The 24,509-nt window shown below is 68.8% G+C and carries 23 protein-coding genes; 17 read left to right on the forward strand and 6 right to left on the reverse strand.

Annotated elements, in window-relative coordinates; all coding sequences use genetic code 11:
- The first annotated feature begins 349 nt into the window (after positions 1 to 349).
- From ABEA07_RS11080 to ABEA07_RS11095, 4 genes are read left to right on the forward strand one after another with little or no spacing between them, the layout of a single operon-like run.
- A complete protein-coding gene (locus ABEA07_RS11080) occupies positions 350 to 1,294 on the forward strand; it encodes an ABC transporter ATP-binding protein (protein ID WP_345537835.1) in 945 nt (314 codons plus the stop codon).
- A complete protein-coding gene (locus tag ABEA07_RS11085) occupies positions 1,291 to 2,631 on the forward strand; it encodes an amidohydrolase family protein (RefSeq protein WP_345537836.1) in 1,341 nt (446 codons plus the stop codon). Before ABEA07_RS11080 ends, ABEA07_RS11085 begins: the two co-directional genes overlap by 4 nt.
- A gap of 31 nt (positions 2,632 to 2,662) precedes the next feature.
- Entirely contained in the window at positions 2,663 to 4,084 is a 1,422-nt protein-coding gene (locus ABEA07_RS11090; protein WP_345537837.1) for an amidohydrolase family protein, read from the forward strand.
- Positions 4,081 to 5,082, forward strand: a complete 1,002-nt coding sequence (locus ABEA07_RS11095; RefSeq protein WP_345537839.1) for a tripartite tricarboxylate transporter substrate binding protein — start codon at positions 4,081 to 4,083, stop codon at positions 5,080 to 5,082. The genes ABEA07_RS11090 and ABEA07_RS11095 overlap by 4 nt, the downstream gene beginning before the upstream one ends.
- 19 nt (positions 5,083 to 5,101) lie before the next feature.
- On the opposite strand, the gene dinB is transcribed toward ABEA07_RS11095, so the two are convergent.
- On the reverse strand, positions 5,102 to 6,379 hold the full coding sequence (gene dinB / locus ABEA07_RS11100; protein WP_425584123.1) for a DNA polymerase IV: 1,278 nt from the start codon (positions 6,377 to 6,379) through the stop codon (positions 5,102 to 5,104).
- 19 nt (positions 6,380 to 6,398) lie between these two features.
- Here dinB and ABEA07_RS11105 point away from each other — a divergent pair, with 19 nt between their 5' ends.
- On the forward strand, positions 6,399 to 6,959 hold the full coding sequence (locus ABEA07_RS11105; RefSeq protein WP_345537841.1) for a putative glycolipid-binding domain-containing protein: 561 nt from the start codon (positions 6,399 to 6,401) through the stop codon (positions 6,957 to 6,959).
- A gap of 124 nt (positions 6,960 to 7,083) precedes the next feature.
- Here the strand turns inward: ABEA07_RS11105 and ABEA07_RS11110 are convergent, their stop codons facing one another.
- A complete protein-coding gene (locus tag ABEA07_RS11110; RefSeq protein ID WP_345537842.1) occupies positions 7,084 to 8,241 on the reverse strand; it encodes an alpha-hydroxy acid oxidase in 1,158 nt (385 codons plus the stop codon).
- A gap of 191 nt (positions 8,242 to 8,432) precedes the next feature.
- A complete protein-coding gene (locus ABEA07_RS11115; RefSeq protein ID WP_345537843.1) occupies positions 8,433 to 9,347 on the reverse strand; it encodes a LysR family transcriptional regulator in 915 nt (304 codons plus the stop codon).
- A gap of 113 nt (positions 9,348 to 9,460) precedes the next feature.
- Between ABEA07_RS11115 and ABEA07_RS11120 the strand changes: the two genes are divergently transcribed.
- The 12 genes from ABEA07_RS11120 (at position 9,461) to ABEA07_RS11175 (ending at position 20,931) form a co-directional block, all read left to right on the forward strand.
- Entirely contained in the window at positions 9,461 to 10,615 is a 1,155-nt protein-coding gene (locus ABEA07_RS11120) for a muconate/chloromuconate family cycloisomerase (protein ID WP_345537845.1), read from the forward strand.
- Positions 10,616 to 10,623: 8 nt separating this feature from the next.
- On the forward strand, positions 10,624 to 10,914 hold the full coding sequence (gene catC / locus ABEA07_RS11125; protein ID WP_345537846.1) for a muconolactone Delta-isomerase: 291 nt from the start codon (positions 10,624 to 10,626) through the stop codon (positions 10,912 to 10,914).
- Between the two features lie 68 nt (positions 10,915 to 10,982).
- Entirely contained in the window at positions 10,983 to 11,903 is a 921-nt protein-coding gene (locus ABEA07_RS11130; RefSeq protein WP_345537847.1) for a dioxygenase family protein, read from the forward strand.
- A 145-nt stretch (positions 11,904 to 12,048) separates the two neighbouring features.
- A complete protein-coding gene (gene benA / locus ABEA07_RS11135; protein WP_345537849.1) occupies positions 12,049 to 13,434 on the forward strand; it encodes a benzoate 1,2-dioxygenase large subunit in 1,386 nt (461 codons plus the stop codon).
- Positions 13,434 to 13,919 (forward strand): benzoate 1,2-dioxygenase small subunit, encoded by a 486-nt coding sequence (gene benB, locus ABEA07_RS11140; RefSeq protein WP_345537850.1) that lies wholly within the window; start codon positions 13,434 to 13,436, stop codon positions 13,917 to 13,919. The genes benA and benB overlap by 1 nt, the downstream gene beginning before the upstream one ends.
- Positions 13,920 to 13,952: 33 nt before the next feature.
- Complete coding sequence (gene benC / locus ABEA07_RS11145; RefSeq protein ID WP_345537851.1) at positions 13,953 to 14,969, forward strand: benzoate 1,2-dioxygenase electron transfer component BenC; 1,017 nt, start codon at positions 13,953 to 13,955, stop codon at positions 14,967 to 14,969.
- Positions 14,966 to 15,754 (forward strand): benzoate diol dehydrogenase BenD, encoded by a 789-nt coding sequence (benD, locus tag ABEA07_RS11150; RefSeq protein ID WP_345537852.1) that lies wholly within the window; start codon positions 14,966 to 14,968, stop codon positions 15,752 to 15,754. The genes benC and benD overlap by 4 nt, the downstream gene beginning before the upstream one ends.
- 43 nt (positions 15,755 to 15,797) lie before the next feature.
- On the forward strand, positions 15,798 to 17,186 hold the full coding sequence (locus ABEA07_RS11155; protein ID WP_345537853.1) for an MFS transporter: 1,389 nt from the start codon (positions 15,798 to 15,800) through the stop codon (positions 17,184 to 17,186).
- Positions 17,158 to 18,636, forward strand: a complete 1,479-nt coding sequence (locus tag ABEA07_RS11160; RefSeq protein ID WP_345537854.1) for an aminotransferase-like domain-containing protein — start codon at positions 17,158 to 17,160, stop codon at positions 18,634 to 18,636. Before ABEA07_RS11155 ends, ABEA07_RS11160 begins: the two co-directional genes overlap by 29 nt.
- 87 nt (positions 18,637 to 18,723) lie before the next feature.
- Positions 18,724 to 19,425, forward strand: a complete 702-nt coding sequence (locus ABEA07_RS11165; RefSeq protein WP_345537855.1) for a c-type cytochrome — start codon at positions 18,724 to 18,726, stop codon at positions 19,423 to 19,425.
- A complete protein-coding gene (locus ABEA07_RS11170; RefSeq protein ID WP_345537857.1) occupies positions 19,422 to 20,705 on the forward strand; it encodes a c-type cytochrome in 1,284 nt (427 codons plus the stop codon). The genes ABEA07_RS11165 and ABEA07_RS11170 overlap by 4 nt, the downstream gene beginning before the upstream one ends.
- A gap of 37 nt (positions 20,706 to 20,742) precedes the next feature.
- Positions 20,743 to 20,931: a DUF2970 domain-containing protein gene (locus ABEA07_RS11175; RefSeq protein ID WP_345537859.1), complete on the forward strand. Its 189-nt coding sequence runs from the start codon at positions 20,743 to 20,745 to the stop codon at positions 20,929 to 20,931.
- Positions 20,932 to 21,001: 70 nt separating this feature from the next.
- Here the strand turns inward: ABEA07_RS11175 and ABEA07_RS11180 are convergent, their stop codons facing one another.
- The 3 genes from ABEA07_RS11180 to ABEA07_RS11190 all read right to left on the reverse strand — a co-directional run bounded on the left by ABEA07_RS11180 (position 21,002) and on the right by ABEA07_RS11190 (position 24,426).
- Positions 21,002 to 22,144 carry an alpha-hydroxy acid oxidase gene (locus tag ABEA07_RS11180; protein ID WP_345537861.1) on the reverse strand — a complete coding sequence of 381 codons (1,143 nt, stop codon included), beginning with the start codon at positions 22,142 to 22,144 and terminating at the stop codon, positions 21,002 to 21,004.
- Positions 22,145 to 22,148: 4 nt separating this feature from the next.
- Positions 22,149 to 23,120 carry a Bug family tripartite tricarboxylate transporter substrate binding protein gene (locus tag ABEA07_RS11185; protein ID WP_345537862.1) on the reverse strand — a complete coding sequence of 324 codons (972 nt, stop codon included), beginning with the start codon at positions 23,118 to 23,120 and terminating at the stop codon, positions 22,149 to 22,151.
- A 151-nt stretch (positions 23,121 to 23,271) separates the two neighbouring features.
- Complete coding sequence (locus ABEA07_RS11190) at positions 23,272 to 24,426, reverse strand: mandelate racemase/muconate lactonizing enzyme family protein (protein WP_345537864.1); 1,155 nt, start codon at positions 24,424 to 24,426, stop codon at positions 23,272 to 23,274.
- Positions 24,427 to 24,509 lie beyond the last annotated feature (83 nt).

The raw sequence follows: 24,509 nt of genomic DNA on the forward strand, positions 1-24,509 counted from the left end.
TTCGTGAACTGACTCGCCGCAGCTGTTTGAGCGTAGTGAACGAAGTGAACGCAGCGAGTTCTGCGGCGGGGCCGGATGTGCGAGCACCGCAGGTTGCCCGCAGCGAAGCGGAGGGACACGCGCAGTGGGGTCGCCTTTCTTTGGTTACTTTCTTTGGCGAGACAAAGAAAGTAACTCGCCCGCCGGGGCGAATTCCCGGCTCCTGCGCCACACAACAAGCAAGGCCAAAACAAAGACCCAGGAGGCGAATTCCCGGCTCCTGCGCCACCCCACAAGCAAGGCCAAAACAATGACGACAACCTTGCTGAGCGTAGAAAACCTGTCCGTCGACTTCCACCTCCGACGAGGCATGTTCACCCCCCCGCGCACCCTCTCCGCGGTGCGCAACGTGAGCTTCACCATCGCCCCCGGCCAGACCTACGGCCTGGTAGGCGAATCCGGCTCGGGCAAGAGCACCATCGGCCGCGCCATCCTGCGCCTCGCTCCGGTCACCGCAGGAACGATACGCTTCGACGGCGAAGACATCGCCGCTGCCGGCCTTCACACCCCGCTGCGCTACCGCCGCGACGTGCAGGCGATCTTCCAGGACCCGATGTCTTCGCTCAACCCGCGCCAGACCGTGGGCGAGACCATCGCGCAGGCGATCCGCCGGCACCGCCCGATGGATGCCGCCGCCTGCAGCCGCGAGGTGGCGCGCATCATCGACAGCGTCGGCCTGGCCGCCTACCACGCGCAGCGCCGTCCGCACGAACTGTCGGGCGGGCAGCGCCAGCGCGTGGCCATCGCGCGGGCGCTGGCGGTGCGGCCCCGGCTGATCATCTGCGACGAGCCGGTGAGCGCGCTGGACCTCAGCACCCAGGCGCAGGTGATCAACCTGCTGGTCGAACTGCAGCACGAGTTCGGCCTCAGCTACCTGTTCATCGCGCACAACTTGGACGTGGTGCGGCACGTGAGCCACCGCATCGGCGTGCTGTACCTGGGCCGGCTGGTGGAAACGGGGCCGGCGGCCGAGGTGCACGACGCACCGCGCCATCCCTACACGCGCATGCTGGTGGCTTCCACGCTGGTGGCCGATCCTGAATTGCAGGCCCGGCGCTCGCGCGCGCGCCGCCTCCAGTTGCGCGGCGAACTGCCCAGCCCGCTGGCCCCGCCGCCGGGCTGCGCCTTCCACACGCGCTGCCGCTGGGCGCAGGAAAGCTGCCGGCAGCACATGCCGGAGCTGGAGGCCTGCGGCGACAGCCAGGCCGCCTGCATCCGGCTCGCCGAGATCGACGACGAGGAGCTCATCGCATGAATTCATCCCGGCAGACGCTGCTGATCCGCGGCGCCACGGTCCTGAGCATGGACCCCGGCCTCGGCGACCTGCAGGCGGCCGACGTGCGCATCGAGGGCCGCCGCATCGCCGCGGTCGGGCTCGACCTGGACAGCACCGGCGCCGACTGCATCGAGGCGCAGGGGATGATCCTCATCCCCGGCCTGATCGATTCGCACACCCACCTCTGGCAGGGCCCGCTCAAGGGCCTGGGCGCCGGCATGTGGGGCATGGGCGACTACAACCGCCACATCTTCCCGCTGCGCGAGCGCTTCTCGGCCGAGGACGTGGGCGACGCCACCTTCGCCACCGGCGTCGAGATGCTCGACAACGGCATCACCTCGGTGCTCGACTTCTGCCACAACGTGATGACGCCCGGCCACGCCGAGGCGGGCCTGGCGGCGCATGCGCGCACCGGCCAGCGGGTGCTGTTCGGCTACGGCATGCTGGGGCGCTTCGACACGCTCGCCGCCGACCATGCCTGGCGCCTCGACCAGGTGCGCGCGCTGAGCCGCGAGCACGCGGGCGGCGGCGATGCGCTGGTGCGCCTGGGCGTGGCGCTGGCCTCGATGGAGTTCGCCGGGCTGCAAATGGTGAAGGCCGAGATGCTTCTCGCCCGCGAGCGGGGCCTGCCCATGACCTTCCACCAGAACGTCGCCGGGCAGATCCACGAACTGCACGAAGCCGGCCTGCTGGGACCCGACATGCTCCCGGTGCACTGCAACCCGATCCTGGACGAGGAACTGGCGCTGCTCGCGCAGTGCGGCTGCGGCATCTCCTTCACGCCCGAGAGCGAGGTGGGCGACGGCCGTTCGACCCGCGTGATCGCGCGCGCCCACCGGGCCGGCGTGACGCCCAGCCTCGGTGTGGACGTGCCCTCGCGCGTCGCGCTCGACCTGTTCTCGCAGATGCGCCTGACCTTCCTGCTGATGCGCGCGGAGGAAGCCGAATGCGAGCGCGCGAGCGGACGCTGGCCGCTGGCGCGCTATCCCGGCACGCCCTTCATCCAGCCCCGCGACATGTTGGCCTATGCCACCGTGAACGCCGCGCGTGCCATCGGCATGGGCGACGCCCTCGGACGCATCGCACCGGGTTGCCTGGCCGACCTGGTGCTGCTGCGCCCCGGCCGCTACAGCGCTTCGCTGGGCGATCCCGCCGCGCACGTGGTGCTGCAGGCCAACGTCAGCGATGTCGACACCGTGATCGTGGACGGCCGCGTCCGCAAGCGAGGCGGCGCGCTGATCGGCGGCACGCGCGATCAAGCGGCCGCCGCCACCGCGCGCGTTCGCGAGCGGCTGTTCGGCGGCATCCCCGCCTGAGCCTTTTCAATCAACCCACCTGATCCCAGACATGACCCGAACCCTGATCCAGAACGCCTGCGTGCTCTCCATGGACCCCGCCGTCGGCGACTTCGACGAGGCCGACATCCTGATCGAGGGCGAGAAGATCCTCGCCGTCGGACCCCGCCTTCGCGCCGAGGCGGCCGAGGTGGTGGACGGCCGCGGCCGCATCGTCACGCCCGGCATGGTCAACGCCCACATCCACACCTGGGAGTACCAGTTGCGCGGCATCGGCAGCGACTGGGTGGGCAGCCGCGACTACCACAACAACATGCACAAAAACCTCGCCACCCGCTACGGCACGCGCGACGTCTACCTGGGCAACCTCCTGGGCGCGCTCAACCAGTTGCGCGGCGGCACGACCACCATCGTCGACTGGTGCCACATCCTGCGCGACGCCGAGATGACCGACGCGGCCATCGATGCGCTGGAGGAGTCCGGCATCCGCGCCGTGTTCGCGCGCGGCACGGTCAAGCCGCCGGAGCGGCCGGGCGAGGTCCCTTACCACAAGAAGCCCTTCCCGCGCGAGGAGATCCACCGCCTGCGCACCGGCCGCCTGGCGTCCGACGACCGGCGCGTGACGCTGGCGATGGCGATCCTCGGGCCGGACTGGGGCGAGTACGACGTGGCCGCGCACGACATCCGCCTGGCGCGCGAGTACGGCCTGATCAACTCGGCCCACACCTACGGCCGCAAGGGCAAGCGCGTGGTGGAGGATGGCTATCCGCGCCTCGCGGCCGAGGGGCTGCTCGGGCCGGACCACAACATCGGGCACGGCAACTGCTTCGACGACGCCGAACTGAAGATCGTGCTCGATGCCGGCTGCACCATCACCGCCACCAACCTCACCGAGATGCTGAACTACGAGCAGCCGGCCATGCTGGGCCGCCTGGTGAAGCATGGCGCCACGCCGTCGATCGGCACCGACTGCGACCCTTACTTCAACAGCTCGATGCTGTGGGTCATGCGCCATGCCTTCCTGCACCAGCGCGAGCTGGACAACCGCAGCCTCTACGCCGAAGGCCGGTGGCCGGCGAAGACCCAGCATTCCACGCTGACGCGCGACGCGCTGTACTGGGCCACCATGGGCGGTGCCAAGGCCTTCGGCCTGGACAAGAAGACCGGCTCCATCACGCCCGGCAAGCAGGCCGACCTGGTCATGTTCGACGCCCGCGGCCTCAACATCTTTCCCGCCTTGCCCGGTGGAAACCCGGCTCACATCGTCGTGATGTACGCCGAAACTTCGGACATCGAGAACGTCATGGTCGCCGGCCGCTTCGTCAAGCGCGACGGGCGCCTGAGCTTCGACGCGGACCGCCTGGCGCGGCTGAACGAGGAGCTGCTGGCCTCGCGGCTGCGCATGTTCGAGGAAGGCCAGTATGTGTCCCGGCCCGTGGAACGCGGGCCCCAGCCGGAGCGCTTCGTCCTATGAGTCCCACCTTGTTGCATCGCCTCGCGGCCGCCGCGCTCGCCTCGGCATCGCTGCTGTTCGCGGCCGTGCCCGCTGCCGCGCAGGGCGGCGCGCCTTCCAGCTGGCCGAGCAAGCCGGTGCGCATCATCCACGGCTTCACCTCCGGCGGGCCGGTGGATGCGCTGGCCCGCCTCGTCGCCGCCCAGTTCCCGGAGCAGTTCGGGCAGCAGGCGGTGGTGGAGGGCAAGCCCGGCGCGGGCGGCACCATCGGCGCCAACTACGTGGCCAAGGCGGAGCCGGACGGCTACACGCTGTTCCTGATGGCCTCGGGCCATTCGGCGGCGCCGGGGCTGTACAAGTCGCTGCCCTTCGATGCGGTGAACGACTTCACGATGGTCTCGATGGTGGCGCGCAGCCCCTTCGCCATCATCGCCGGGCCGGCCGCGAAGGCCGGCAGCATCCAGGAACTGGTCGCGCAGGCCAAGGCGCAGCCCAACAGCATCGACTACGGCTCCGGCGGCACCGGCAGCGGCATGCACCTGGCGGCAGTGCTGTTCCAGGCACGCGCCGGGGTGCAGTTCACCCACGTGCCCTACAAGGGCGGCAGCGCGCCGGCCCTGGCGGTGATGGGCGGCGAGGTGCCGATCATCTTCACCTCGCTGGCCGGCATGTCCTCCCACATCGAGAGCGGCAAGGTCAAGCCGCTGGCCGTGACCTCGCGCACGCGCTTCGCCGCCTTCCCCGAGGTGCCGACGGTGGCCGAGACCGTGCTGCCGGACTTCGACGTCAGTGCCTGGTATGCGCTGGCCGGGCCGAAGAACCTGCCGCCGGCCATCGTGGCGAAGCTCAACGAGATGGTGCAGGCCACGCTGCGCCGCCCGGAGATCGTGCAGACCCTCAAGCTGCAGGCGGCCGAGCCCTGGCCCACCAGCGCGCGGGAGGCGCAGGCTTTCCTGGCGACTGACGTGGCACGCTGGACCAAGGTGGTGCGTGACGAGAACATCGCGCCGCCCAACTAGAGCCTGTTGATAACGGGCCCTAGAAGAGAGAAGCAGTCATCGCGCCTGCGGCTTCCGCGCGCGCACCGCGGCTGGCGGGGGCCATCCGTGCCTCCGCGCTCCCGGCCTTCACCAGGGCGCCCACCCGCACGCCCAGCAGGCGCAGGGGCCGATCCAGCGGGACGCGCTTGAGGCAGCGCCCGGCCGTCTGCCGGATGGTCTTCGCATCGGCGGTGAACTGTTCGATGGTCTGGTCGCGCGTCGCGATCTTGAAATCGTCATAGCGCAGCTTGATGCCGATGGTCTTGCCCACATAGCCCTTGCGCTGCAGGTCCTCCGCCACCTTCTCGCACAGGCGCGTGAAGATCTCGCCGAGCTCGGCACGGTTGCGCACCGCGTGCAGGTCGCGGTCGAAAGTGGTCTCGCGGCTCATCGACACGGGCTCGCTCTCGGTCACCACCGGGCGATCGTCGCGCCCCCAGGCCATCTCGTGCATCCAGGCGCCGGTGGACTTGCCGAAGTTCTCGATCAGCCAGGCACGGTCCCGTGCGGCGAGTTCGCCGATGGTGCGGATGCCCAAGCGCTGCAGCTTCTCGTCGGCCTTGGGGCCGATGCCGTTGACCTTGCGGCAGGGCAGGGGCCAGATGCGCTCCTGCAGGTCGCTCTCGTAGACGATGGAGACGCCGTTGGGCTTGTCGAACTCGCTGGCCATCTTGGCCAGCAGCTTGTTGGGCGCGACGCCGATGGAGCAGGTCAGGCCGGTGGTCTCGAAGATCGCGCGCTGGATGCGCCGTGCCAGCACCCGGCCGCCCTCGAGCTGGCCGTCGGGCACCTCGGTGAAGTCGATGTACACCTCGTCCACGCCGCGGTCTTCCATCACCGGTGCGGCGTCGGTGATGATTTTCTTGAACATGCGCGAGAAGCGGCGGTACTCGTCGAAGTCGACCGGCAGGACGATGGCCTGCGGGCACAGCTTGGCCGCCTTCATGAGTCCCATGGCGGAGCCGATGCCGAACTGGCGCGCGGGGTAGGTCGCCGTGGTGATCACCCCGCGCCCCACGTAGTCCTTCAGCAGCGGAAAGGCCTCGACCGGGATGTCGGCCAGGGTGCCGCCTGCCGGCACGTGGCGCAGCGCCTCGTCCTCCCGGCGGCGGCTGCCACCGATGACCGCGGGCAGGCCCTTGAGCTGCGGATAGCGCAGCAGTTCCACGGAGGCATAGAACGCGTCCATGTCCAGATGGGCGATTCGGCGGATCGAGGTGGCTGTCACGGCAGGGATTTTGACCGCTGGGCAAGGACTCTGGTGCGCCGGGGCCATCGATGCCATCATGTCGGCCATGCAAATCGTAGCCACCATGTTCTGGCGCCGGCTCGACCTGCCCGGCCACGATGCCTGTCGCCTGGAGAAGCACGGCGACGGGTGGCAACTCGACGGCGCGGCCGTGTTCCGCAGCGAGAACGGCCAGCCGGCACGCCTGGACTACCGGGTGCATTGCGACAAGGCCTGGCATGCGAAGTGGGGCCGCGTGCGCGGCTGGGTGGGCTCCCTGGCGGTGGATTTCGCGATCTCGCGCGCCGGCAACGGTGGCTGGACGCTGAACGATCACCCCGTGCCCGAGCTCGCGCACTGCACCGACCTGGACCTGGGCTTCACGCCCGCCACCAACCTGCTGGCCCTGCGCCGCCTGAACCTGAAGGTGGGCGAGAGCGCCGAGTCGCCGGCCGCGTGGCTCGACCTGGACGACGAGGGCCTGAGCGCGCTGGCACAGACCTACGAACGCCGCAGCGACAAGGAGTATTGGTACCAGGCCGCCCGCTTCGACTACGAGGCCCTGCTCGTCGTCACGCCCGAAGGCTTCGTGACCGACTACCCCAAGCTCTGGCAGACCGAAGCCTGAGAAACTGTGAACGAACCCGCGCGCCGGATTCGTTCACAGCTTCTGAGGCGCTGGCCGTCCGCGCTCAGTGGCCGTGGTGCGGATCGCTGGCCAGCCGCGGCAGTTGCCAGCCGGAGGCACCCGTTCAGAAGGTGCCGGGCAACAGGATGCTCGAATCCACCTCGTCGATCTGCGTGCGGCCGCAGAAGGCCATGGTGATGTCCAGCTCCTTGTGAATGATCTGCAGCGCCCGCGTCACGCCGGCTTCGCCGAAGGCGCCCAGGCCGTAGAGAAAGCTGCGCCCGATCAGCGTGCCTTGCGCGCCCAGGGCGCGGGCCTTGAGCACGTCCTGGCCGCTGCGGATGCCGCCGTCCATCCACACCTCGATCTCGGTGCCCACCGCCTCGGCGATGGCCGGCAGCGCCTCGATGGAGGAGGGCGCGCCGTCGAGCTGGCGGCCGCCGTGGTTCGACACGATCAGCGCATCGGCGCCGCTGGAGGCCGCCAGGCGCGCGTCCTCCACGTCCATCACGCCCTTGAGGATCAGCTTGCCACCCCAGAGCTTCTTGATCCATTCCACGTCGGCCCAGCTCAGCGCGGGGTCGAACTGCTCGGCCGTCCACGAGGACAGCGAGGACAGGTCGCCCACGCCCTTCGCATGCCCCACGATGTTGCCGAAGCTGCGGCGCTTCGTGCCCAGCATGCCCAGGCACCAGCGCGGCTTGCCAGCGAGGTTGATGAGGTTGCGCAGCGTGGGCTTGGGCGGCGCCGTCAGGCCGTTCTTGATGTCCTTGTGCCGCTGGCCGAGGATCTGCAGGTCCAGCGTGAGCTGCAGCGCCGAGACGTTGGCGGCCTTGGCGCGCTCGATCAGGCGCTCGATGAAATCGCGGTCGCGCATCACGTAGAGCTGGAACCAGAAGGGGTGGCGGTCCGTGTGCTCCGCGATGTCCTCCAGCGAGCAGATGCTCATGGTCGACAGCGTGAAGGGAATGCCGAAGGCCTTGGCCGCGCGGGCCCCGAGGATCTCGCCGTCGGCATGCTGCATGCCCGTGAGCCCGGTGGGCGCGATGGCCACCGGCATCGCCACCTCCTGCCCGATCATCGTCGTGCGCGTGGAGCGGCCTTCCATGTTCACCGCGACCCGCTGGCGGAACTTGATCTTCCGGAAGTCGGCTTCGTTGGCGCGGTAGGTGCCCTCGGTCCAGGCGCCGGAGTCGGCGTAGTCGTAGAACATGCGCGGCACGCGCGACTGGGCGATCACACGCAGGTCTTCGATGCAGGTGATCTTGGACAGGTCGGGCACTCGGGGTCTCCTTCTGGGGATGCACTGGGGCCCCGATTATCGCGGCGCACCGGAAGGGCGCCTGCTGCATGGGGTGCGCCCCCGTTGGAGGGCGCAAGTCCCGACGGCCTTCGCGGGCGTCCGCCAGGCCGTCGGCATGGCGGGCAACGGCCTGCGGAGATCGAGCAGCGTCGACCTGACCCGATCCTTCCTCAGCCGCGTTGGGCCATGCTGCGCATGGACGTCGGCAATGAGCGCACCATCTCGGCCAGATAGGTCGTCAACTCGGATTCGTCGTTGCGGCGGCGGTTCATGATCACCGGCGTGCTCACGCCGGGTTCGCCCAGGGGCAGGTAGAGCACGCCCTCGCGGTGCAGGTTCTGCACCGACTGCGGCACCAGCGCGTAGCCGAGGCCCGCGACCACCAGGCCGATGGCGGTCTGCACCTCGTTCGACTCCAGGGCGATCACGGGCTTCAGGCCGCGCGACTGGAACATCTCCAGCACCTGGTCGGCATAGCTCGGCCGCGGCTTCGCGGGATACAGCAGGAGCGGTTCCTTCGCCAACTCGGCCAGGCGGATTCTCTTGTGCTTCACCAGGCGATGGTTGACGGGCAAGGCCACCATCACCGGCTCCTCGCGAACCAGTTCGCCCACCACGTCGTCGTCGTCGAAGTTGAGCCGGCCGAAGCCGATGTCGATGCGGCCGGCCTTGAGGGCCTCCACCTGCTGCACCGTCGTCATCTCGTAGAGGCTCAGGTCGACCATCGGCTGCGCCAGGCGGAATTGCCGGATCACGTCGGGCAGCTTGCCGTACAGCGTGGAGGGTGCGAATCCGATCGCGTACCAGGTGCGCCTGCCTCCGGCGATGCGTGTCGTCGCGGCCTGCACTTCGGACATCCGGTCGAGCATCTGCTGCGCCTGGATCTGGAAGAAGCGCCCGGCCGGCGTGAGGCGCAGCGGGCGCGAGCCGCGGTCCAGCAGTTCCGCGCCGAGCTCCTCTTCGAGGTCGCGTATCTGCCGGCTCAACGGCGGCTGGGCAATGTGCAACTGCTCGGCCGCACGGCTGAAGCTCAGTTCGCGGGCGACCGCGCAGAAGTAGCGCAAGTGACGCATCTCGAGGTGCATGGGGCCTCCTGCAGACGGCTCGGTGAAAACCCGAAGTCTCCATACCTTGAAGGTATTTTGCCGGACCCAATCGATATTGGACCCCAGGGCGCGCGAAAGCGAACATTCAGGCCATGAACACGAGCCCCACCATCCAATCCGTCGAAGCCGTGCTGGTCGACCTGCCGACCATCCGCGCGCACAAGCTGGCGATGACGACCATGATGCGCCAGACGCTCGTGATCGTGCGCCTGGTCTGCAGCGACGGCTTCACCGGCATCGGCGAGGCCACCACCATCGGCGGCCTGGCCTACGGCGAGCAGAGCCCCGAGGGCATCAAGAGCGCGATCGACAACTACCTCGCGCCGCTGCTCGTCGGCACGGATGCGGCCGACGTCAACCGCGCGATGCAGCGCGTGTGCGCCACCGTGCAGGGCAACTCCTTTGCCAAGTCGGCGATGGAAATCGCACTGCTGGATGCGCAGGGCCAGCGCCTCGGGCTTCCCATCCACGCGCTGCTGGGGGGCGCCATGCGCGGGGCGCTGCCGGTGCTCTGGACCCTCGCGAGCGGCGATGCCACGCGCGATGTCGACGAGGCGCTGGCCCTGATCGAGGCGCGCCGCCACAAGGTCTTCAAGCTCAAGATCGGCAGCCACCCGCTGGCGCAGGACATCGCCCACGTGCAGGCGATCCGCCGCGGCCTGGGCGACGAGGTGATGCTCACCGTCGACGTGAACCAGGCCTGGGACGAGCCCACCGCCGTCCAGGGCATCGCGGCACTCGAAGCCATTGGCGTCGGCCTCGTCGAGCAGCCCGTGGCACGGCGCAACCGTCGCGCACTCAAGCGGCTCACGGCCCGCTTCGATGTCGCCATCATGGCCGACGAGGCCGTGCACGATGCCATCGATGCCTTCGACCTGGCCGCGGATGCCGCAGCCGACGTCTACGCGCTCAAGATCTCGCAGGCCGGCGGCCTGTGGCCGACCTTGCGTGCCGCCTGCGTCGCGGACGCCGCGGGTGTCGGCATCTACGGCGGCACGCTGCTGGAAGGCAGCGTGGGCAGCATCGCCGCGGCGCACGTCTTCGCCGCCTGCCCGACGCTGGCCTGGGGCACCGAACTGTTCGGCCCGCTGCTGCTCAAGGACGACATCGTCGTCCAGCGCCCCGCCTACCGCGACTTCGAACTGCAGCTGCCGCAGGTGCCCGGCCTCGGCGTTCAGCTCGACCTCGACAAGCTCGCCTTCTACCGCCGCGACCGCGCGTCGCAGACCTTCGCCATCACCGCCTGAGGACCCCCATGCTGTTCCACGTCGAAATGACCGTTCGCCTCCCGCACGACATGCCCCCGGCGCAAGCCGAGCAGCTCAAGGCGCGCGAGAAAGAGATTGCGCAGGGCCTGCAGCGCGACGGCGTCTGGCGCCACCTGTGGCGCATCGCCGGCCGTTACGCGAACGTCAGCATCTTCGACGTCGCGGACGTCGCGTCCCTGCACGACACGCTGCTGACGCTGCCCCTGTTCCCCTACATGGACATCCAGGTGCGGCCCTTGTGCCGCCACGGCTCGTCCATCCATGGCGACGACCGCTGAATTTCATCCCTTCCTCACCGACCCCTCCCTTCACTGACCCCCCCCTTCACGACCCTACGGAGACAACCATGAACGAAATGAGCAAGACCCAGCTGCTGGAAAAGGTGATGCATTCGAACCGGCCCGACGGCAACCCGCGGGTCCAGAAGATCACCGCGCGCATCGTCGGCGACCTGTTTCGCGCGATCGATGACCTGGACATCCAGCCCGACGAGTTCTGGGCCGGCGTCGACTGGCTCTCGCGCCTGGCATCCAGCGGGCAGGCCGGCCTGATCACCGCCGGCCTGGGCTTCGACCGCCTGCTGGACATCCGCCTCGACGAAGCCGACGAACGCGCCGGCCGCAATGCCGGCACGCCGCGTGCCATCGAAGGGCCGCTGTACATCGCCGGTGCACCGCTGTCCAAGTACGAAACGCGCCTCGACGAGGAAGGCGGCGCGCAGCGCGGCGAAACGATGGTGATGGAGGGCCGCGTGCTCGACATCCACGGCAAGCCCGTCGCCGGCGCCATCGTCGACGTGTGGCACGCCAACGAACTGGGCCGCTACTCGCACTTCGACCCGGACCAGGCCGAGTACGCTCTGCGCCGCCGCATCGAGACCGATGCCGAAGGCCGCTATCGCTTCCGCAGCTTCCTGCCGCCGGGCTATGCGATTCCCCCGAACAGCCCCACCTCGGAGCTGTTCTCCGCGATCGGGCGCCATGGCAACCGCCCGGCGCACATCCACTTCCTCGTGGTCGCTCCCGGCCTGCGCACGCTGACGACCCAGGTCAACGTGCCGGGCGACAGCTTCATCGACGACGACTTCGCCTTCGCGACGCGCGACGGTCTGATCCTTCAACTCGAGAAGAACACGCCTGCCAAGGGCTACGAGTCGCTCGGCGTGAGCGAGCCCTTCACCCGCGTCCCCTTCGACTTCGTCATGCAGCCGGCCGTCGACGAGCGCGAGGCCTCGCCCCAGGCCCGCGTGGCCCGCGCCGTCGGCTGAACGACGCCGCCGCGCCCGACCGGCAGGGCTGCCGGCCGGGCGTCCATTTCCATACCGATCGTCGATGGGTGAAGCAGCGTGCTTCGGCTTTGCGACGACCCCCTTTTCAGTGAATCGCCATTCGCTCACCTTCGAGGAGCCCCGCATGATCCCCATCTATCCCGTCCCGTCGACGCCGAATCTCGCCAAGCTCGACGCCTTGCTCGAAGACGACCCGGTCGAGCACAAGTACCGGCTGGACCGTTCCGTCTTCACCGACGAGCAACTGTTCGACCTGGAGATGAAGCACATCTTCGAAGGCAACTGGGTCTACCTGGCGCACGAGAGCCAGATCGCCAACGTCAACGACTACCTGACCGTGCACGTCGGCCGCCAGCCGGTGGTCATCACGCGCAGCAAGGACGGCAAGCTGAACGCGCTGGCCAACACCTGCACGCACCGCGGCGCCATCCTGTGCCGCCACAAGAAGGGCAACAAGTCCAGCTTCACCTGTCCCTTCCATGGCTGGACGTTCAACAACGCGGGCAAGCTCCTGAAGGTCAAGGACAACAGCGCCGAAGCCGGCTATCCATCCAGCTTCAACTGCGAAGGCAGCCACGACCTGGCGAAGCTCGGCGCCTTCGGGAACTACCGCGGCTTCCTGTTCGGCAGCGTCAACCCCGACGTGGTGCCGCTGGAGGAGCACCTGGGCGAGGCCGCCAAGATCATCGACATGATCGTCGACCAGTCGCCCGACGGCCTGGAAGTGCTGCGCGGTGCGTCGACCTACACCTTCGACGGCAACTGGAAGCTCGGCACGGAGAACGGCGCCGACGGATACCACGTGTCGTCGGTGCACTGGAACTATGCGGCGACCACCAGCCGCCGCAGCGCCGACGGCAAGGTGGACACCGTGAAGGCCATGAACGCGGGCAAATGGGCCCAGCAGGGCGGCGGCTCGTACACCTTCAAGCACGGCCACCTGCTGCTGTGGACCAACTGGTCGAACCCGGAAGACCGGCCCCTGTATGCCAGGCGCGGCGAATGGGTCGAGAAGTTCGGCGAAGCGCGCGCGGACTGGATGCTCGGCAAGTCCCGCAACCTTTGCCTGTACCCCAACGTCTACCTGATGGACCAGTTCAGTTCGCAGATCCGCATCGTGCGGCCGATCTCCGTCAACAAGACGGAAGTGACGATCTATTGCATCGCGCCCAAGGGCGAGGCGCCGGAAGCACGGGCGCGCCGCCTGCGCCAGTACGAGGACTTCTTCAACGCGACCGGCATGGCCACGCCGGACGACCTGGAGGAGTTCCGCTCCTGCCAGCACGGCTACGGCGCGCGCGCCGTGAAGTGGAACGACATGAGCCGCGGTGCCACGCACTGGATCAAGGGCCCCGACGCGACGGCCGACCTGATCGGCCTGAAGCCGGACCTCAGCTGCGTGAAGACCGAGGACGAAGGGCTCTACATCGGCCAGCACGAGTACTGGCTCGAGACCATGAAGAAGGCCGTCGTGGCCGAGCAGGCGGACTGCGCGACGGGAGGCCAGTGATGTTGTCCTACCAGGAACTCCAGGCCTTCGTCTACGCGGAGGCCCGCGCACTCGACGAGAACCGCTGGGCCGACTGGCTCGCCTGCTACGCCGACGACGTCGAATTCTTCATGCCCTCGTGGGATGACGACGACAAGCTGACGACGGACCCGCAGAACGAAGTCTCGCTGATCTACTACCCGAACAAGCAAGGCCTGGAGGACCGCGTCTTCCGCATCCAGACCGACCGATCCAGCGCCACGATGCCCGACACGCGCACCGGCCACGCGATCAACAACCTGGAGGTGCTGTCGCAGGACGAGAACGGATGCGAGGTGGCCTTCAACTGGACCACGCACAGCTTCCGCTACGACATCGTCGACGTGTACTTCGGCAGCTCCCGGTACACGCTGGACACCCGCGGCGGCAAGCCGCTGATCAAGCGCAAGTACGTGGTCCTGAAGAACGACTACATCCACCACCTGCTCGACATCTATCACATCTGAAGGCAACGGCCTTTCGGGACAAAGGAGACAAGCATGTCATTCAACATCGCCCTGCAGTTCGAGGACGGGGTCTCACGCATCATTCCGTGCGAGCCCGGCGAACTGATCGCCGACGCGGCGTACCGCGCCAAGATCAACATCCCGCTCGACTGCCGGGACGGCGCCTGCGGCACCTGCAAATGCCACTGCGAAAGCGGCAGCTACACCATGGGCGACTACATCGAGGACGCCCTGGCCGACGACGAGGCCGCGCAGGGCTACGTGCTCACCTGCCAGATGAAGCCCACCACCGACTGCGTGGTGCGCGTGCCGGCTTCATCGGCGGCGTGCAAGACGGAGGTCGGCGCGCATGGCGGCAAGCTCACGAAGATCGAGCGCGGCTCGGCGACGACGGTCTCCTTCTCGCTGCAGGCCGAACGCCCGCTGGCCTTCCTGCCAGGGCAGTACGTGAACCTCATGGTGCCGGGCAGCAAGGAGACGCGCTCGTACTCGTTCAGCTCCGCGCCGAACACGTCGGAACTGGCGTTCCTGATCCGCGACGTGCCGGATGGGCTGATGAGCACCTTCATGCGCCAGAAGGCTCAGCCGGAGGACTTCATGATGTTCACGGGGCCGTACGGCAGCTTCTACCTGCGTCCGGCGGTTCGTCCGATCCTGATGCTGGCGGGCGGCACCGGCCTGGCGCCCTTTCTGTCGATGCTGCTGTGGCTGAAACAGAACCCGACCGATCACCCGATCCGCCTGGCCTACGGCGTGAACACCAACGACGACCTGGTGGAACTGGAGACACTGGCCGAACTGAAGGCGAGCCTGCCCGACTTCGAGTTCTTCACCTGCGTGGTGGACCCGGAAAGCGGGCATCCGAAGCAGGGCTACGTCACCGACCACCTTTCGGCCGACGACCTGCACGACGGCAACGTCGACGTGTACGTGTGCGGCCCGCCGCCGATGGTGGAAGGCGTGCGCCAGTGGATGTCGGGCGTCGGCGTGACGCCCAGGAGCTTCCACTTCGAGAAGTTTTCGTCCGCCAACGAAGCGGTGGCAGCATGAACGCCTCCCGCTTCAGGAACAAGGTCGTCATCGTGACCGGCGCAGCCCAGGGCATCGGCCGAGGCGTCGCGCTGCGGGTGGCGGCGGAAGGCGGCACGGTGCTGGCCGTCGACCGGGCCGGGATCGTCGAGGAGGTCGTCGCGGACATCCGGGAGGGCGGCGGCACCGCTGCGGCTTTCCAGGCCGATCTCGAGACCTTCGCCGGTGCGCAGGCCATGGTGGCGGAGTGCCTGGCCCGTTTCGAGCGGGTCGACGTGCTCGTCAACAACGTCGGCGGCACGATCTGGGCCAAGCCCTACGAGCACTACGAAGAGGCGCAGATCGAAGCCGAGATCCGGCGCTCGCTGTTCCCGACGCTGTGGTCCTGCCGCGCGGCGCTGCCGTTCATGGTCGAGAAGAAGCGCGGTGTCATCGTCAACGTCTCGTCGGTTGCGACGCGCGGCGTGCACCGCGTGCCGTACTCGGCGGCCAAGGGCGGCGTCAATGCGCTGACCGCGTCGCTGGCGATGGAGCACGCGCGCAACGGTATCCGCGTCAATGCCACCGCGCCAGGCGGAACGGATGCGCCGCCGCGTCGCGTGCCGCGCAACTCGACCCCGGCGGAGCCCAGCGCCCGCGACACCGCCTGGTACCAGGGGGTGATCGACCAGACGGTCGACTCCAGCCTGATGCATCGCTACGGGACGATCGACGAGCAGGTCGCGCCCATTCTGTTCCTGGCCTCCGACGACGCTTCTTACATCACCGGGACGGTCGTGCCGGTCGCCGGCGGCGATCTCGGCTGACGCTCCCGCATCCCATGCACTTCACCACACATCGAGACAAACCATGCGCAACATCGATCTGCACAAGCTGGCCGACGAGGCCCGCTTCAACCGCTTCCACGGGCTGGTTCTGTTCTGGTGCGCCCTGATCATCATCTTCGACGGCTACGACCTGGCCGTGGCCGGCATCGCGTTGCCTTCGATCATGAAGGAGATGGGCGTGAGCCCGACGAATGCCGGCTTCATGGTCAGCTCCGCGCTGTTCGGCATGATGTTCGGTGCCATCTTCCTCGGCACCATCGCGGACAGGATCGGCCGGCGCCGCGCCATCGTCATCTGCATCGCGCTGTTCAGCATGTTCACCGCGGCCGCCGGGCTCACCCACGAGCCCGTCAGTTTCAGCGTGATGCGCTTCCTGGCCGGGCTCGGCATCGGCGGCGTGATGCCGAACGTGGTCGCCCAGATGACCGAGTACTCGCCGCGCCGGATCCGCAGCACGATGGTCACGCTGATGTTCAGCGGCTATGCCGTCGGCGGCATGCTGGCCGCGCTGCTCGGCAAGGGGCTGATGGAAGCCTACGGCTGGTCGTCGGTGTTCCTGGCGGCGGGCCTGCCGGTCTTGCTGATCCCCGCGATCCTGAAATCGATGCCTGAGTCGATACCCTTTCTCATGAAGGCGAATCGGCAGGCCGAACTGCAGCGCATCGCATCGCGACTCGATCCCGCCTACCGGCCCGCTGCCGGCGACAGCTTCGCACTGCCGCGCGAAGACAAGGCGGTGAGTGCACCGATCGGCCGACTGTTCCAGGAAGGCCGCGGTTTCAGCACGGTGATGTTCTGGATCGCGTTCTTCATGTGCCTGTTCATGGTGTACGCGCTCAGCTCGTGGCTGACCAAGCTGATGGCCAGCGCCGGCTACAGCCTCGGGTCCGCCCTGACCTTCGTGCTCGTGCTGAACTTCGGCGCCATGATCGGTGCGGTGGGCGGGGGCTGGCTGGCCGACCGCTTTCACATCAAGTACGTGCTGGTGGGCATGTATGCGCTGGCCGCGGTGTCGATCACGCTGCTGGGCTATCGCGTTCCGACGGAGCTGCTGTTCCTGCTGGTCGGCCTGGCGGGCGCATCGACCATCGGGACGCAGATCGTGACCTACGCCTACGTGGGGCAGTTCTATCCGATGGCGGTGCGCGCCACCGGCATCGGCTGGGCCTCGGGGGTGGGGCGAAGCGGCGCCATTCTCGCGCCGATCGTGATCGGCAGCCTGGTCGGCCTGGCGCTCCCGCTTCAGCAGAACTTCATGGCGATCGCGGTGCCGGCGGTGATTGCGGCGATCGCGGTGGCCTTGATCCGCCATGGGCGCTCGGCGGGAGGCCAGGCTGCAGATGCGCCGGTGGCGAATCGCGGGGGCGATACTCGGCGGGGTGATGGCAAACGGCGAACTCAACCGGCATGAACAACTGGCGAGCGACCTGACGCAGGCGATCCGCGAAGGGCTCCTGAAGCCGGGCGACCGCCTCCCGTCGGTGCGCGAGACCTGTCAGCGACGCGGCGTGAGCCCCTCGACGGTGTTCCAGGCCTACGGGCTGCTCCAGGCCCATGGGCTCGTCGAGGTGCGGCCACGGTCCGGTTTCTACGTGCGGCCGCAGCCCCGGCCGCTGCGGCCCGCGCCACAGGCGGCGGTTCCGAAGCCGGAGGCGATGGACGTGTCCGTCAGCGCGCTGGCCTTCGACATCCTCGAATCCACGCGCGATCCCGGCGTCGTGCCGCTCGGGTCGGCCTTTCCGGCGCCCACCCTGTTCCCGCTCGATGAGCTGGCGCGGGCCGGAACGCGCGCGATGCGGCGCCTGCGGCCCGAGCAGGTCACGACCGCCCTGACGATCGGCGACCCGGGCCTGCGCGAGACGCTGCGGCGGCGCTACGCGCTGCAGGGCGTTCCGCTGCAGCCCGACGAGCTGGTCGTCACGAACGGCGCGATGGAGGCGCTCAACCTGTGCCTGCAAGCGGTGACGCGGCCCGGCGACATCGTGATCATCGAGTCACCCACCTTCTATGCGGCGCTGCAGGCGCTCGAGCGGCTGAAGCTGCGTGCCGTGGAGGTGGCGACCGACCCGGCCGAGGGCGTGGTGCTGGAGGATCTGGAGCGCCTGCTCGATCTGCACACGGTGGCCGCATGCTGGTTCATGCCGAACCTGCAGAACCCGCTCGGCGCCGTGATGTCCCCGAAGCGCAAGCGCCAGCTCGTCGAGCTCCTCGCGCGCCATGGCGTGCCGCTGATCGAGGATGACGTCTATGGGGAACTCTATGCCGACGGCAGGCGCCCGCCGCCGGCAAAAGCCTTCGACAAGGACGGCAACGTGCTGCACTGCGCGTCCTTCTCCAAGTGCCTCGCGCCCGGGTACCGCGTCGGCTGGGCGGCCGCCGGGCGCCATGTGGCGCAGGTGCTGCGGCTGAAGATGATGACCTCGCTGGGCACCTCCATGCCGTCGCAGCTCGCGATCGCCGAGTATCTGGTCCAAGGGGGGTACGACCGTCATCTGCGCAACCTGCGCGGCGCGCTCAGCGCGGAGCAGCACCGCGCCAGGCGCATGGTCGAGCACAGTTTTCCGGCCGGGACCCGCGTGACGCTGCCGGCGGGGGGCTATTTCCTCTGGCTGGAACTGCCCCCGCATGTGGATGCGCTGGAACTGCACCGTCGGGCCATGGCTGCCGGCATCAGCACGGCGCCGGGCGTGCTGTTCTCGGCCGATCGCCGCTTCGTGCACCACCTGCGGTTGAACGTGGGGCACCCGTGCGATCCGCGCGTCGATCCGGCCCTGCGCACGCTGGGTCGGATCGCCAGTGCGCTTGGCGCATCGCAGCGGCAGGCGACTGGCGGCAGACGGCGAGGGGCGGGCGCGTCCTGAGCGACCCGGCAGCGGCTCACATCAGGCCGGAAAGCCGCGGAATCTGATACGGTCCGGCGGCCGAACCGTCGCCAGAATCGGTGCACCATGACAGCCAGCCGACTCTGCCTCTGGATCGCAACGATGGTGATGACCTGCGGGACGTGGGTCCATGCGGCACAGGCAGGTGCCGACATGGAGCGCCGCGTCGCGGCGTGCATCACCTGCCACGGCCGCGATGGACAGGCGAGCCGCACGGGCTACTTTCCGCGGCTGGCCGGCAAGCCGGCCGTCTATCTCTACGAGCAACTGCGCAGCTTCCGCGATGGCCGGCGTCACCACGCCGCGATGGGCTACCTGCTGGCCTCTTTGCCCGATGCCTACCTGCGCGAGATGGCCGAGTACTTCTCGGCGCGCCATCTTCCCTATGCGGCGCCGGCGCCGTCCGAATTGAGCTCCGCGCAGCTTGCGCGGGGCGAATGGCTCGCGTCGCGCGGCGATCCGGCACGCGGCATCCCGGCCTGCGTGGAGTGCCACGGCCAGAGATTGACGGGCATGGCACCGGGCATCCCGGGCCTCGTGGGCCTGCCGCGGCTCTACGTGGCGTCCCAACTCGGTGCCTGGCTGACCGGCGACCGCCAGGCGCTCGCCCCGGATTGCATGGCCGAGGTCGGGCGCAAGCTCAGCGCCGCCGACATCCAGGCCGTCGCCGGCTGGCTGGCCACGCAGCCGGTGCCTGCGGACGCCTCGCCGGCTTCCGCGGACCGGCCGCTTCCCATGGCTTGCAGCGCGATGGGGGGGCATCCATGAGCACAGGCCGGACCTTGATGGGATGGCTGTTCGTGGCCCTGGCGCTGGCGGCGGGCCTGGCCGGTACGGTGATTGTCCTCAACCGGCGCGGCGAAGCGCCGATCACGGATGCGCACCGCGCTCCCCAGCCATCGTCGCCGGGACAGATCGAACGCGGCCGCTACCTGGCGCTCGCGGGGAACTGCGCCGGATGCCACACCATGCGCGGCGGCGCCGCCTTCGCCGGCGGCCGCGGCATCGAGACGCCCTTCGGCACGGTCTTCGCGGGCAACCTCACGCCGGATCCCGGCACGGGCCTCGGGTCGTGGAGCGCGGACCAGTTCTGGCGCGCGATGCACAACGGCCGCTCACGCGACGGCCGGCTGCTCTATCCCGCCTTTCCGTACACCAGCTTCACGCAGATCACGCGCGAGGATTCGGATGCCCTCTATGCGTGGCTGCGCACCCTGCCGCCGGTGGTGCAGGCCAACCCGCCGCACGCGCTTCGCTTCCCGTACGACACACAGGCGGCGTTGGCAGTGTGGCGCGCCCTGAATTTCTCGCCCGCTGCATTCGAGCCCGCGCCGCAGCAGACAGCGGAATGGAACCGCGGCGCTTACCTCGTCAACGGGCTCGGGCATTGCATCGCCTGCCACGGCACGCGCAACTGGCTCGGCGCGACCGACGCGACGCGCGGGCTTGCAGGGGGCATGCTGCCGGGACAGGCGTGGTATGCGCCGGCGCTCGACGCCAAGGCCGAGGCAGGCGTTGCCGGTTGGACGACCAAGGACGTGGTGGAGCTGCTGAAAACCGGCCGCAACGCACACGCGACGGTCACCGGTCCCATGGGGGAGGTCGTGAGTCGCAGCACGCAGCACCTGGGCGAGGAAGACCTGCGCGCAATGGCGACCTACCTGCGCGCCTTGCCGCCGCGCCCCGGGCACGCGGCACGTGCGGAAGCCGCATCGGCGCCGGCCAGCGCGCGCGTCCTTCGTGGCGAGAAGATCTACGCGCAGGAATGCGCCTGGTGCCACGGGGAACGCGGCGAGGGCGTCGCGGAGGTCTTCCCGGCCCTGGCGGGCAACCGTGCGGTGGGTCTGGCCAATCCGGCCAATCTGATCCAGATGGTGCGGCGCGGTGGCTATGCCCCGGCCACCGAGGGCAACCCCCGTCCCTACGGCATGCCGCCCTTTGGCCACGTGCTGGATGACGAGGAGATTGCCGCGGTGCTGACCTATATCCGGTCGAGCTGGGGCCATGCCGCTTCCGAGGTCACGCTGCGTGACACGATGAGGCGCTAGCAGGAAAACGATGCGCATGGACGCAAGGAGCATGGACATGTCGAACTTCCTTGGATCACTTCGGGCGGTGCTCTGGGCAGCCATCGGCCTGGGCGGGCGCAGGGCCGATGCCGACCAGCGCGTGAATCACCAGAGCCTGCCCTTGGTGCTGGCCATCGCCTTCGTGCTGGTGGTCGGCCTGATTGCCGGCCTCGTGGGTGTGGCACACCTCGCTGCTGGCGCCTAGGGCCATTTGCAACGCCGCAGCGCGCCCGTATCGGGTGGACTGCACCAGTCGATTTCAGTGTTTCAGTGGACTAGGACGAGGGCAACAACACCCGGGCATCCACCTTTTCGATGTCGGTGTGCCCGCAGAAGGCCATCGTGAGGTCCAGCTCGCGGTGGATGATCTGCAGGGCCCGCGTCACGCCGGCCTCGCCCATCGCGCCCAGGCCGTAGAGCATGGGGCGGCCGATGTAGACGCCGCGGGCGCCCAGCGCCCGTGCCTTGAGCACGTCCTGCCCGCTGCGCACGCCGCCGTCCATGTGCACTTCGATCCGGTGGCCCACCGCCTCGGCGATGGCCGGCAGTGCCGAGATGGAGGAGGGGGCGCCGTCGAGCTGGCGGCCGCCGTGGTTGGAGACGATCACCGCGTCGGCGCCCGAATTCACGGCCAGCCGCGCGTCCTCGACGTCCTGGATGCCCTTGAGGATGAGCCGGCCGCCCCAGCGCTTGCGGATCCAGGCGACGTCTTCCCAGGACAGCGTGGGATCGAACTGCCGGTTGGTCCATTCCGACATGGAGCGCATGGTGTCGATGCCCTCGACATGGCCGAAGACGTTGCCGAAGTTGCGCCGCTTCGTGCCCAGCATGCCCAGGCACCAGCGCGGCTTGCTCGCCATGTTCGCCAGGTTGCGCAGGCTCAGCTTCGGCGGGACGGACAGGCCGTTGCGCAAATCCTTGTGGCGCTGGCCGACGATCTGCAGGTCCAGTGTCAGCATCAGGGCCGAGCAGCGGGCCGCCTCGGCACGGTCGATCAGGCGCGCCATGAAGCCGCGGTCGCGCATCACGTACAGCTGAAACCAGAAGGGCCGCGTGGTGGCAGCCGCGATGTCCTCGATCGAGCAGATGCTCATGGTCGACAGCGTGAACGGAATGCCGAACTTCTCTGCGGCCTTTGCCGCCAGGATCTCGCCGTCGGCATGCTGCATGCCGGTCAACCCGGTGGGCGCGATGGCCACCGGCATCGCCACGTCGGTCCCTGCCATGGTGGTGCGCGTGCTGCGCCGCTCGATGTCCACGGCCACCCGCTGGCGCAGCAGGAGCTTCTGAAAGTCGCGTTCGTTGGCGCGGTAGGTCCCCTCGCTCCAGGAGCCGGAATCCGCGTAGTCGTAGAACATCCGCGGCACGCGCTTCTTCGCGAGGACCCGCAGGTCCTCGATGCAGGCGACGACGCTCATCGAATTACTGCGCGGAGATCTTCTGCTCGCTGATGAGCTTGCCCCAGCGGGCCGACTCCTGTGCCATCGCGGAGGCCAGCGCCGCGGAGGGCATGAAGTCCGTGACCGCGCCCTGGAGGGCGGCGGCAGGCGCGAGATCGGGCGCGCTCATCGCGCTGCGCACGGCGTCGCCCAGCTTGTCCACGATGGGCGCCGGGGTGCCGGCCGGGGCCAGCAGGAACAGGCGCGGCGCCACGTCCACGCCCGGCACCGCGGTCGACAGCGGGGCCACGTCCTCGGCACCTGGCAGCTTGTCGTTGCTCATCATCGCGACGGCACGCAGCTTGCCGGCCTTGGCCTGCGCGAGGCCCGCGGTTGCGCTGACCACGCCCAGCGGCACCTGGCCGCTGATCACGTCGGGAACGATCTGCGCCGCGCCGCGGTAGGGGATGTGCAGCGCGAAGGTGCCCGACTGGCCCTTGAGCATCTCGAATCCCAGGTGCTGCACGGTGCCGACGCCGGAGGTCGCGAACGAATAGAAGCCCGGCTTCGCCTTGAGTGCCGCCACCAGCTCGCGCGGGTTCTTCGCCGGGAAGTCGTTGGCGGCCACGATCAGCAGGGGCGACTTGAACAGGCCCGCCACCGGCACGAAGCTCTTGACCGGATCGAAGCTCAGCTTGGCCTGCATGTACTTGGCGATCAGCGTCGAGCTGTCGCCCAGCAGCAGCGTGTAGCCGTCGGGCGCGGCCTTGGCGACCGCATCGCCCGCGATCACGCCCGCGGCGCCGGCGCGGTTCTCCACCACCACTTGCTGGCCCAGGAGGCTCGACAGTCGCGGCGCGATCAGTCGCGCCATGGCGTCGACGCCGCCGCCGGCGGAATAGCCCACCAGCAGGCGGATCGGCCGGTCGGGGTAGCTGCCCTGCGCGAAGGCGGGCGCGCCAAGCAGCGTTGCGGTCAGCGCGAGCACCGCGCGGCGGGTCCTAAGAGCGTTCATCGTTCTGTCTCCAAAATCATCGCTGTCGCAGCGTCATGGCCGGCGGAGCCAGGGCCGTTCGGGGAACACCGCGGAACCGGCTTTGCCGGGCTCCCCGGTGAGGGGGTTGGCGGACCACACGAAGTGGGGGAGCCTGGGGGAGAGCTTCATGTCAGGCTTTGCCTGCACCGCGAGAGCCTGGGCGCTTGGCCAGTTCGGCCACGCGTTCACGGTTGGGCTCGAAGCCCAGCCCGGGCTTGTCGGGCAATGCAAGCATGCCCTGGCTCGGCACCGGCAGGTCGTCGAACACCAGCCGGCAGCAGTCCACCGCCACCGAGTGGTACTCCACCAGCGATCCGTTGGCCAGGCCCGCGTGCAGGTGCATGTTGTGGTGCGGCCAGGCGCCGCCGTTGGCGAAGCGCGCGTTGAAGGCCGAGGCCATGCCGGCGATGCGCTGGCACTGCGTGAAGCCGCCGGTGATGCAGGCGTTGGGCTGCACCACGTCCACCGCCTGCGCCACCAGCATGTCGCGGAAGCGGCTGGCCAATCCCTCGTTCTGGCCGGCGGCCAGCGGGATCGAGGTCTTCTGGCGCAGCTTCACCAGGTTGGGGATGTCGTTCTGCGACACCGGCTCCTCGAAGAAGCTGATGCCGTACTGCTCGATGCGCTGCGCCAGCGAGAGGGCATGGAAGTAGTCCAGGCTGCAATTGGCGTCGATGTAGATCTGCACCTCGGGGCCGACCGCCTCGCGCACCGCGCGGATGCGCTGCACGTCCTCCGCGATCAGCGTGTCCAGCGGGCGGGGCTCGTCGCGCCGCGCCAGGCCGTGGTGGCCGACCGTCATCTTCAGGCGATTGAAGCCGCGCTCGACCCAGCCGCGGGCGGCCTCGGCCAACTCGTCGCGCTCGAAGAAGGCGAAGCCGAAGGTGGCATAGACCGGCACCTCGGCGCGCGCGCCGCCCAGCAGTCGCCAGCAGGGCTGGCCCAGGGCCTTGCCCTTGAGGTCCCACAGCGCGAGGTCGAGCGCGGCGATGGCGTGGCTGGCGTAGCCCGACTGGCCGCGCGGCGTGAGCAGCCAGTAGAGCCGCTCCCAGATTTGCTCGTGGCGCATCGGGTCCATGCCGACGAGTGCGTGGCCGGCGATGTCGTTGACCACCGAGGCGATCACCTCCTCCTCGGTGATGGCGGTCATGCCGGTGCCGACCAGGCCTTCGTCGGTCTCGATGTCGACCAGGCACAGCGACAGGGAGGTCGTCTTGCTGCGGCCGGAGGCTTGCACCGTGATCGGCAGATGCAGGGGCGTGGCCGCGACGCGGGTGATCTTCATGGGGGCGTGTCTCCGAGGTTCGTGCGCAGTGTAGGAAGGCCCGGCCCCCGCTCACAAGCACGCGCCGCGAAGCCCGCTTTCGC

The organism is Variovorax defluvii (assembly GCF_039541515.1).
Taxonomy (GTDB): Bacteria; Pseudomonadota; Gammaproteobacteria; order Burkholderiales; family Burkholderiaceae_C; genus Variovorax; species Variovorax defluvii.

What these genes read in the sequence shown, in the direction of transcription:
- ABEA07_RS11120 (WP_345537845.1), top strand. Translation starts at nt 9,461, where the DNA reads ATGAACACGAGCCCCACCATCCAATCCGTCGAAGCCGTGCTGGTCGAC.
- ABEA07_RS11175 (WP_345537859.1), top strand. Translation starts at nt 20,743, where the DNA reads ATGTCGAACTTCCTTGGATCACTTCGGGCGGTGCTCTGGGCAGCCATC.
- ABEA07_RS11160 (WP_345537854.1), top strand. Translation starts at nt 17,158, where the DNA reads ATGGCAAACGGCGAACTCAACCGGCATGAACAACTGGCGAGCGACCTG.
- dinB (WP_425584123.1), bottom strand. Translation starts at nt 6,379, where the DNA reads ATGGCCCCGGCGCACCAGAGTCCTTGCCCAGCGGTCAAAATCCCTGCC.
- ABEA07_RS11180 (WP_345537861.1), bottom strand. Translation starts at nt 22,144, where the DNA reads ATGAGCGTCGTCGCCTGCATCGAGGACCTGCGGGTCCTCGCGAAGAAG.
- ABEA07_RS11185 (WP_345537862.1), bottom strand. Translation starts at nt 23,120, where the DNA reads ATGAACGCTCTTAGGACCCGCCGCGCGGTGCTCGCGCTGACCGCAACG.
- ABEA07_RS11170 (WP_345537857.1), top strand. Translation starts at nt 19,422, where the DNA reads ATGAGCACAGGCCGGACCTTGATGGGATGGCTGTTCGTGGCCCTGGCG.
- ABEA07_RS11190 (WP_345537864.1), bottom strand. Translation starts at nt 24,426, where the DNA reads ATGAAGATCACCCGCGTCGCGGCCACGCCCCTGCATCTGCCGATCACG.
- ABEA07_RS11115 (WP_345537843.1), bottom strand. Translation starts at nt 9,347, where the DNA reads ATGCACCTCGAGATGCGTCACTTGCGCTACTTCTGCGCGGTCGCCCGC.
- benD (WP_345537852.1), top strand. Translation starts at nt 14,966, where the DNA reads ATGAACGCCTCCCGCTTCAGGAACAAGGTCGTCATCGTGACCGGCGCA.
- catC (WP_345537846.1), top strand. Translation starts at nt 10,624, where the DNA reads ATGCTGTTCCACGTCGAAATGACCGTTCGCCTCCCGCACGACATGCCC.
- ABEA07_RS11085 (WP_345537836.1), top strand. Translation starts at nt 1,291, where the DNA reads ATGAATTCATCCCGGCAGACGCTGCTGATCCGCGGCGCCACGGTCCTG.
- ABEA07_RS11165 (WP_345537855.1), top strand. Translation starts at nt 18,724, where the DNA reads ATGACAGCCAGCCGACTCTGCCTCTGGATCGCAACGATGGTGATGACC.
- ABEA07_RS11130 (WP_345537847.1), top strand. Translation starts at nt 10,983, where the DNA reads ATGAACGAAATGAGCAAGACCCAGCTGCTGGAAAAGGTGATGCATTCG.
- ABEA07_RS11105 (WP_345537841.1), top strand. Translation starts at nt 6,399, where the DNA reads ATGCAAATCGTAGCCACCATGTTCTGGCGCCGGCTCGACCTGCCCGGC.
- ABEA07_RS11090 (WP_345537837.1), top strand. Translation starts at nt 2,663, where the DNA reads ATGACCCGAACCCTGATCCAGAACGCCTGCGTGCTCTCCATGGACCCC.
- ABEA07_RS11095 (WP_345537839.1), top strand. Translation starts at nt 4,081, where the DNA reads ATGAGTCCCACCTTGTTGCATCGCCTCGCGGCCGCCGCGCTCGCCTCG.
- ABEA07_RS11155 (WP_345537853.1), top strand. Translation starts at nt 15,798, where the DNA reads ATGCGCAACATCGATCTGCACAAGCTGGCCGACGAGGCCCGCTTCAAC.
- benA (WP_345537849.1), top strand. Translation starts at nt 12,049, where the DNA reads ATGATCCCCATCTATCCCGTCCCGTCGACGCCGAATCTCGCCAAGCTC.
- benC (WP_345537851.1), top strand. Translation starts at nt 13,953, where the DNA reads ATGTCATTCAACATCGCCCTGCAGTTCGAGGACGGGGTCTCACGCATC.
- ABEA07_RS11080 (WP_345537835.1), top strand. Translation starts at nt 350, where the DNA reads ATGTTCACCCCCCCGCGCACCCTCTCCGCGGTGCGCAACGTGAGCTTC.
- benB (WP_345537850.1), top strand. Translation starts at nt 13,434, where the DNA reads ATGTTGTCCTACCAGGAACTCCAGGCCTTCGTCTACGCGGAGGCCCGC.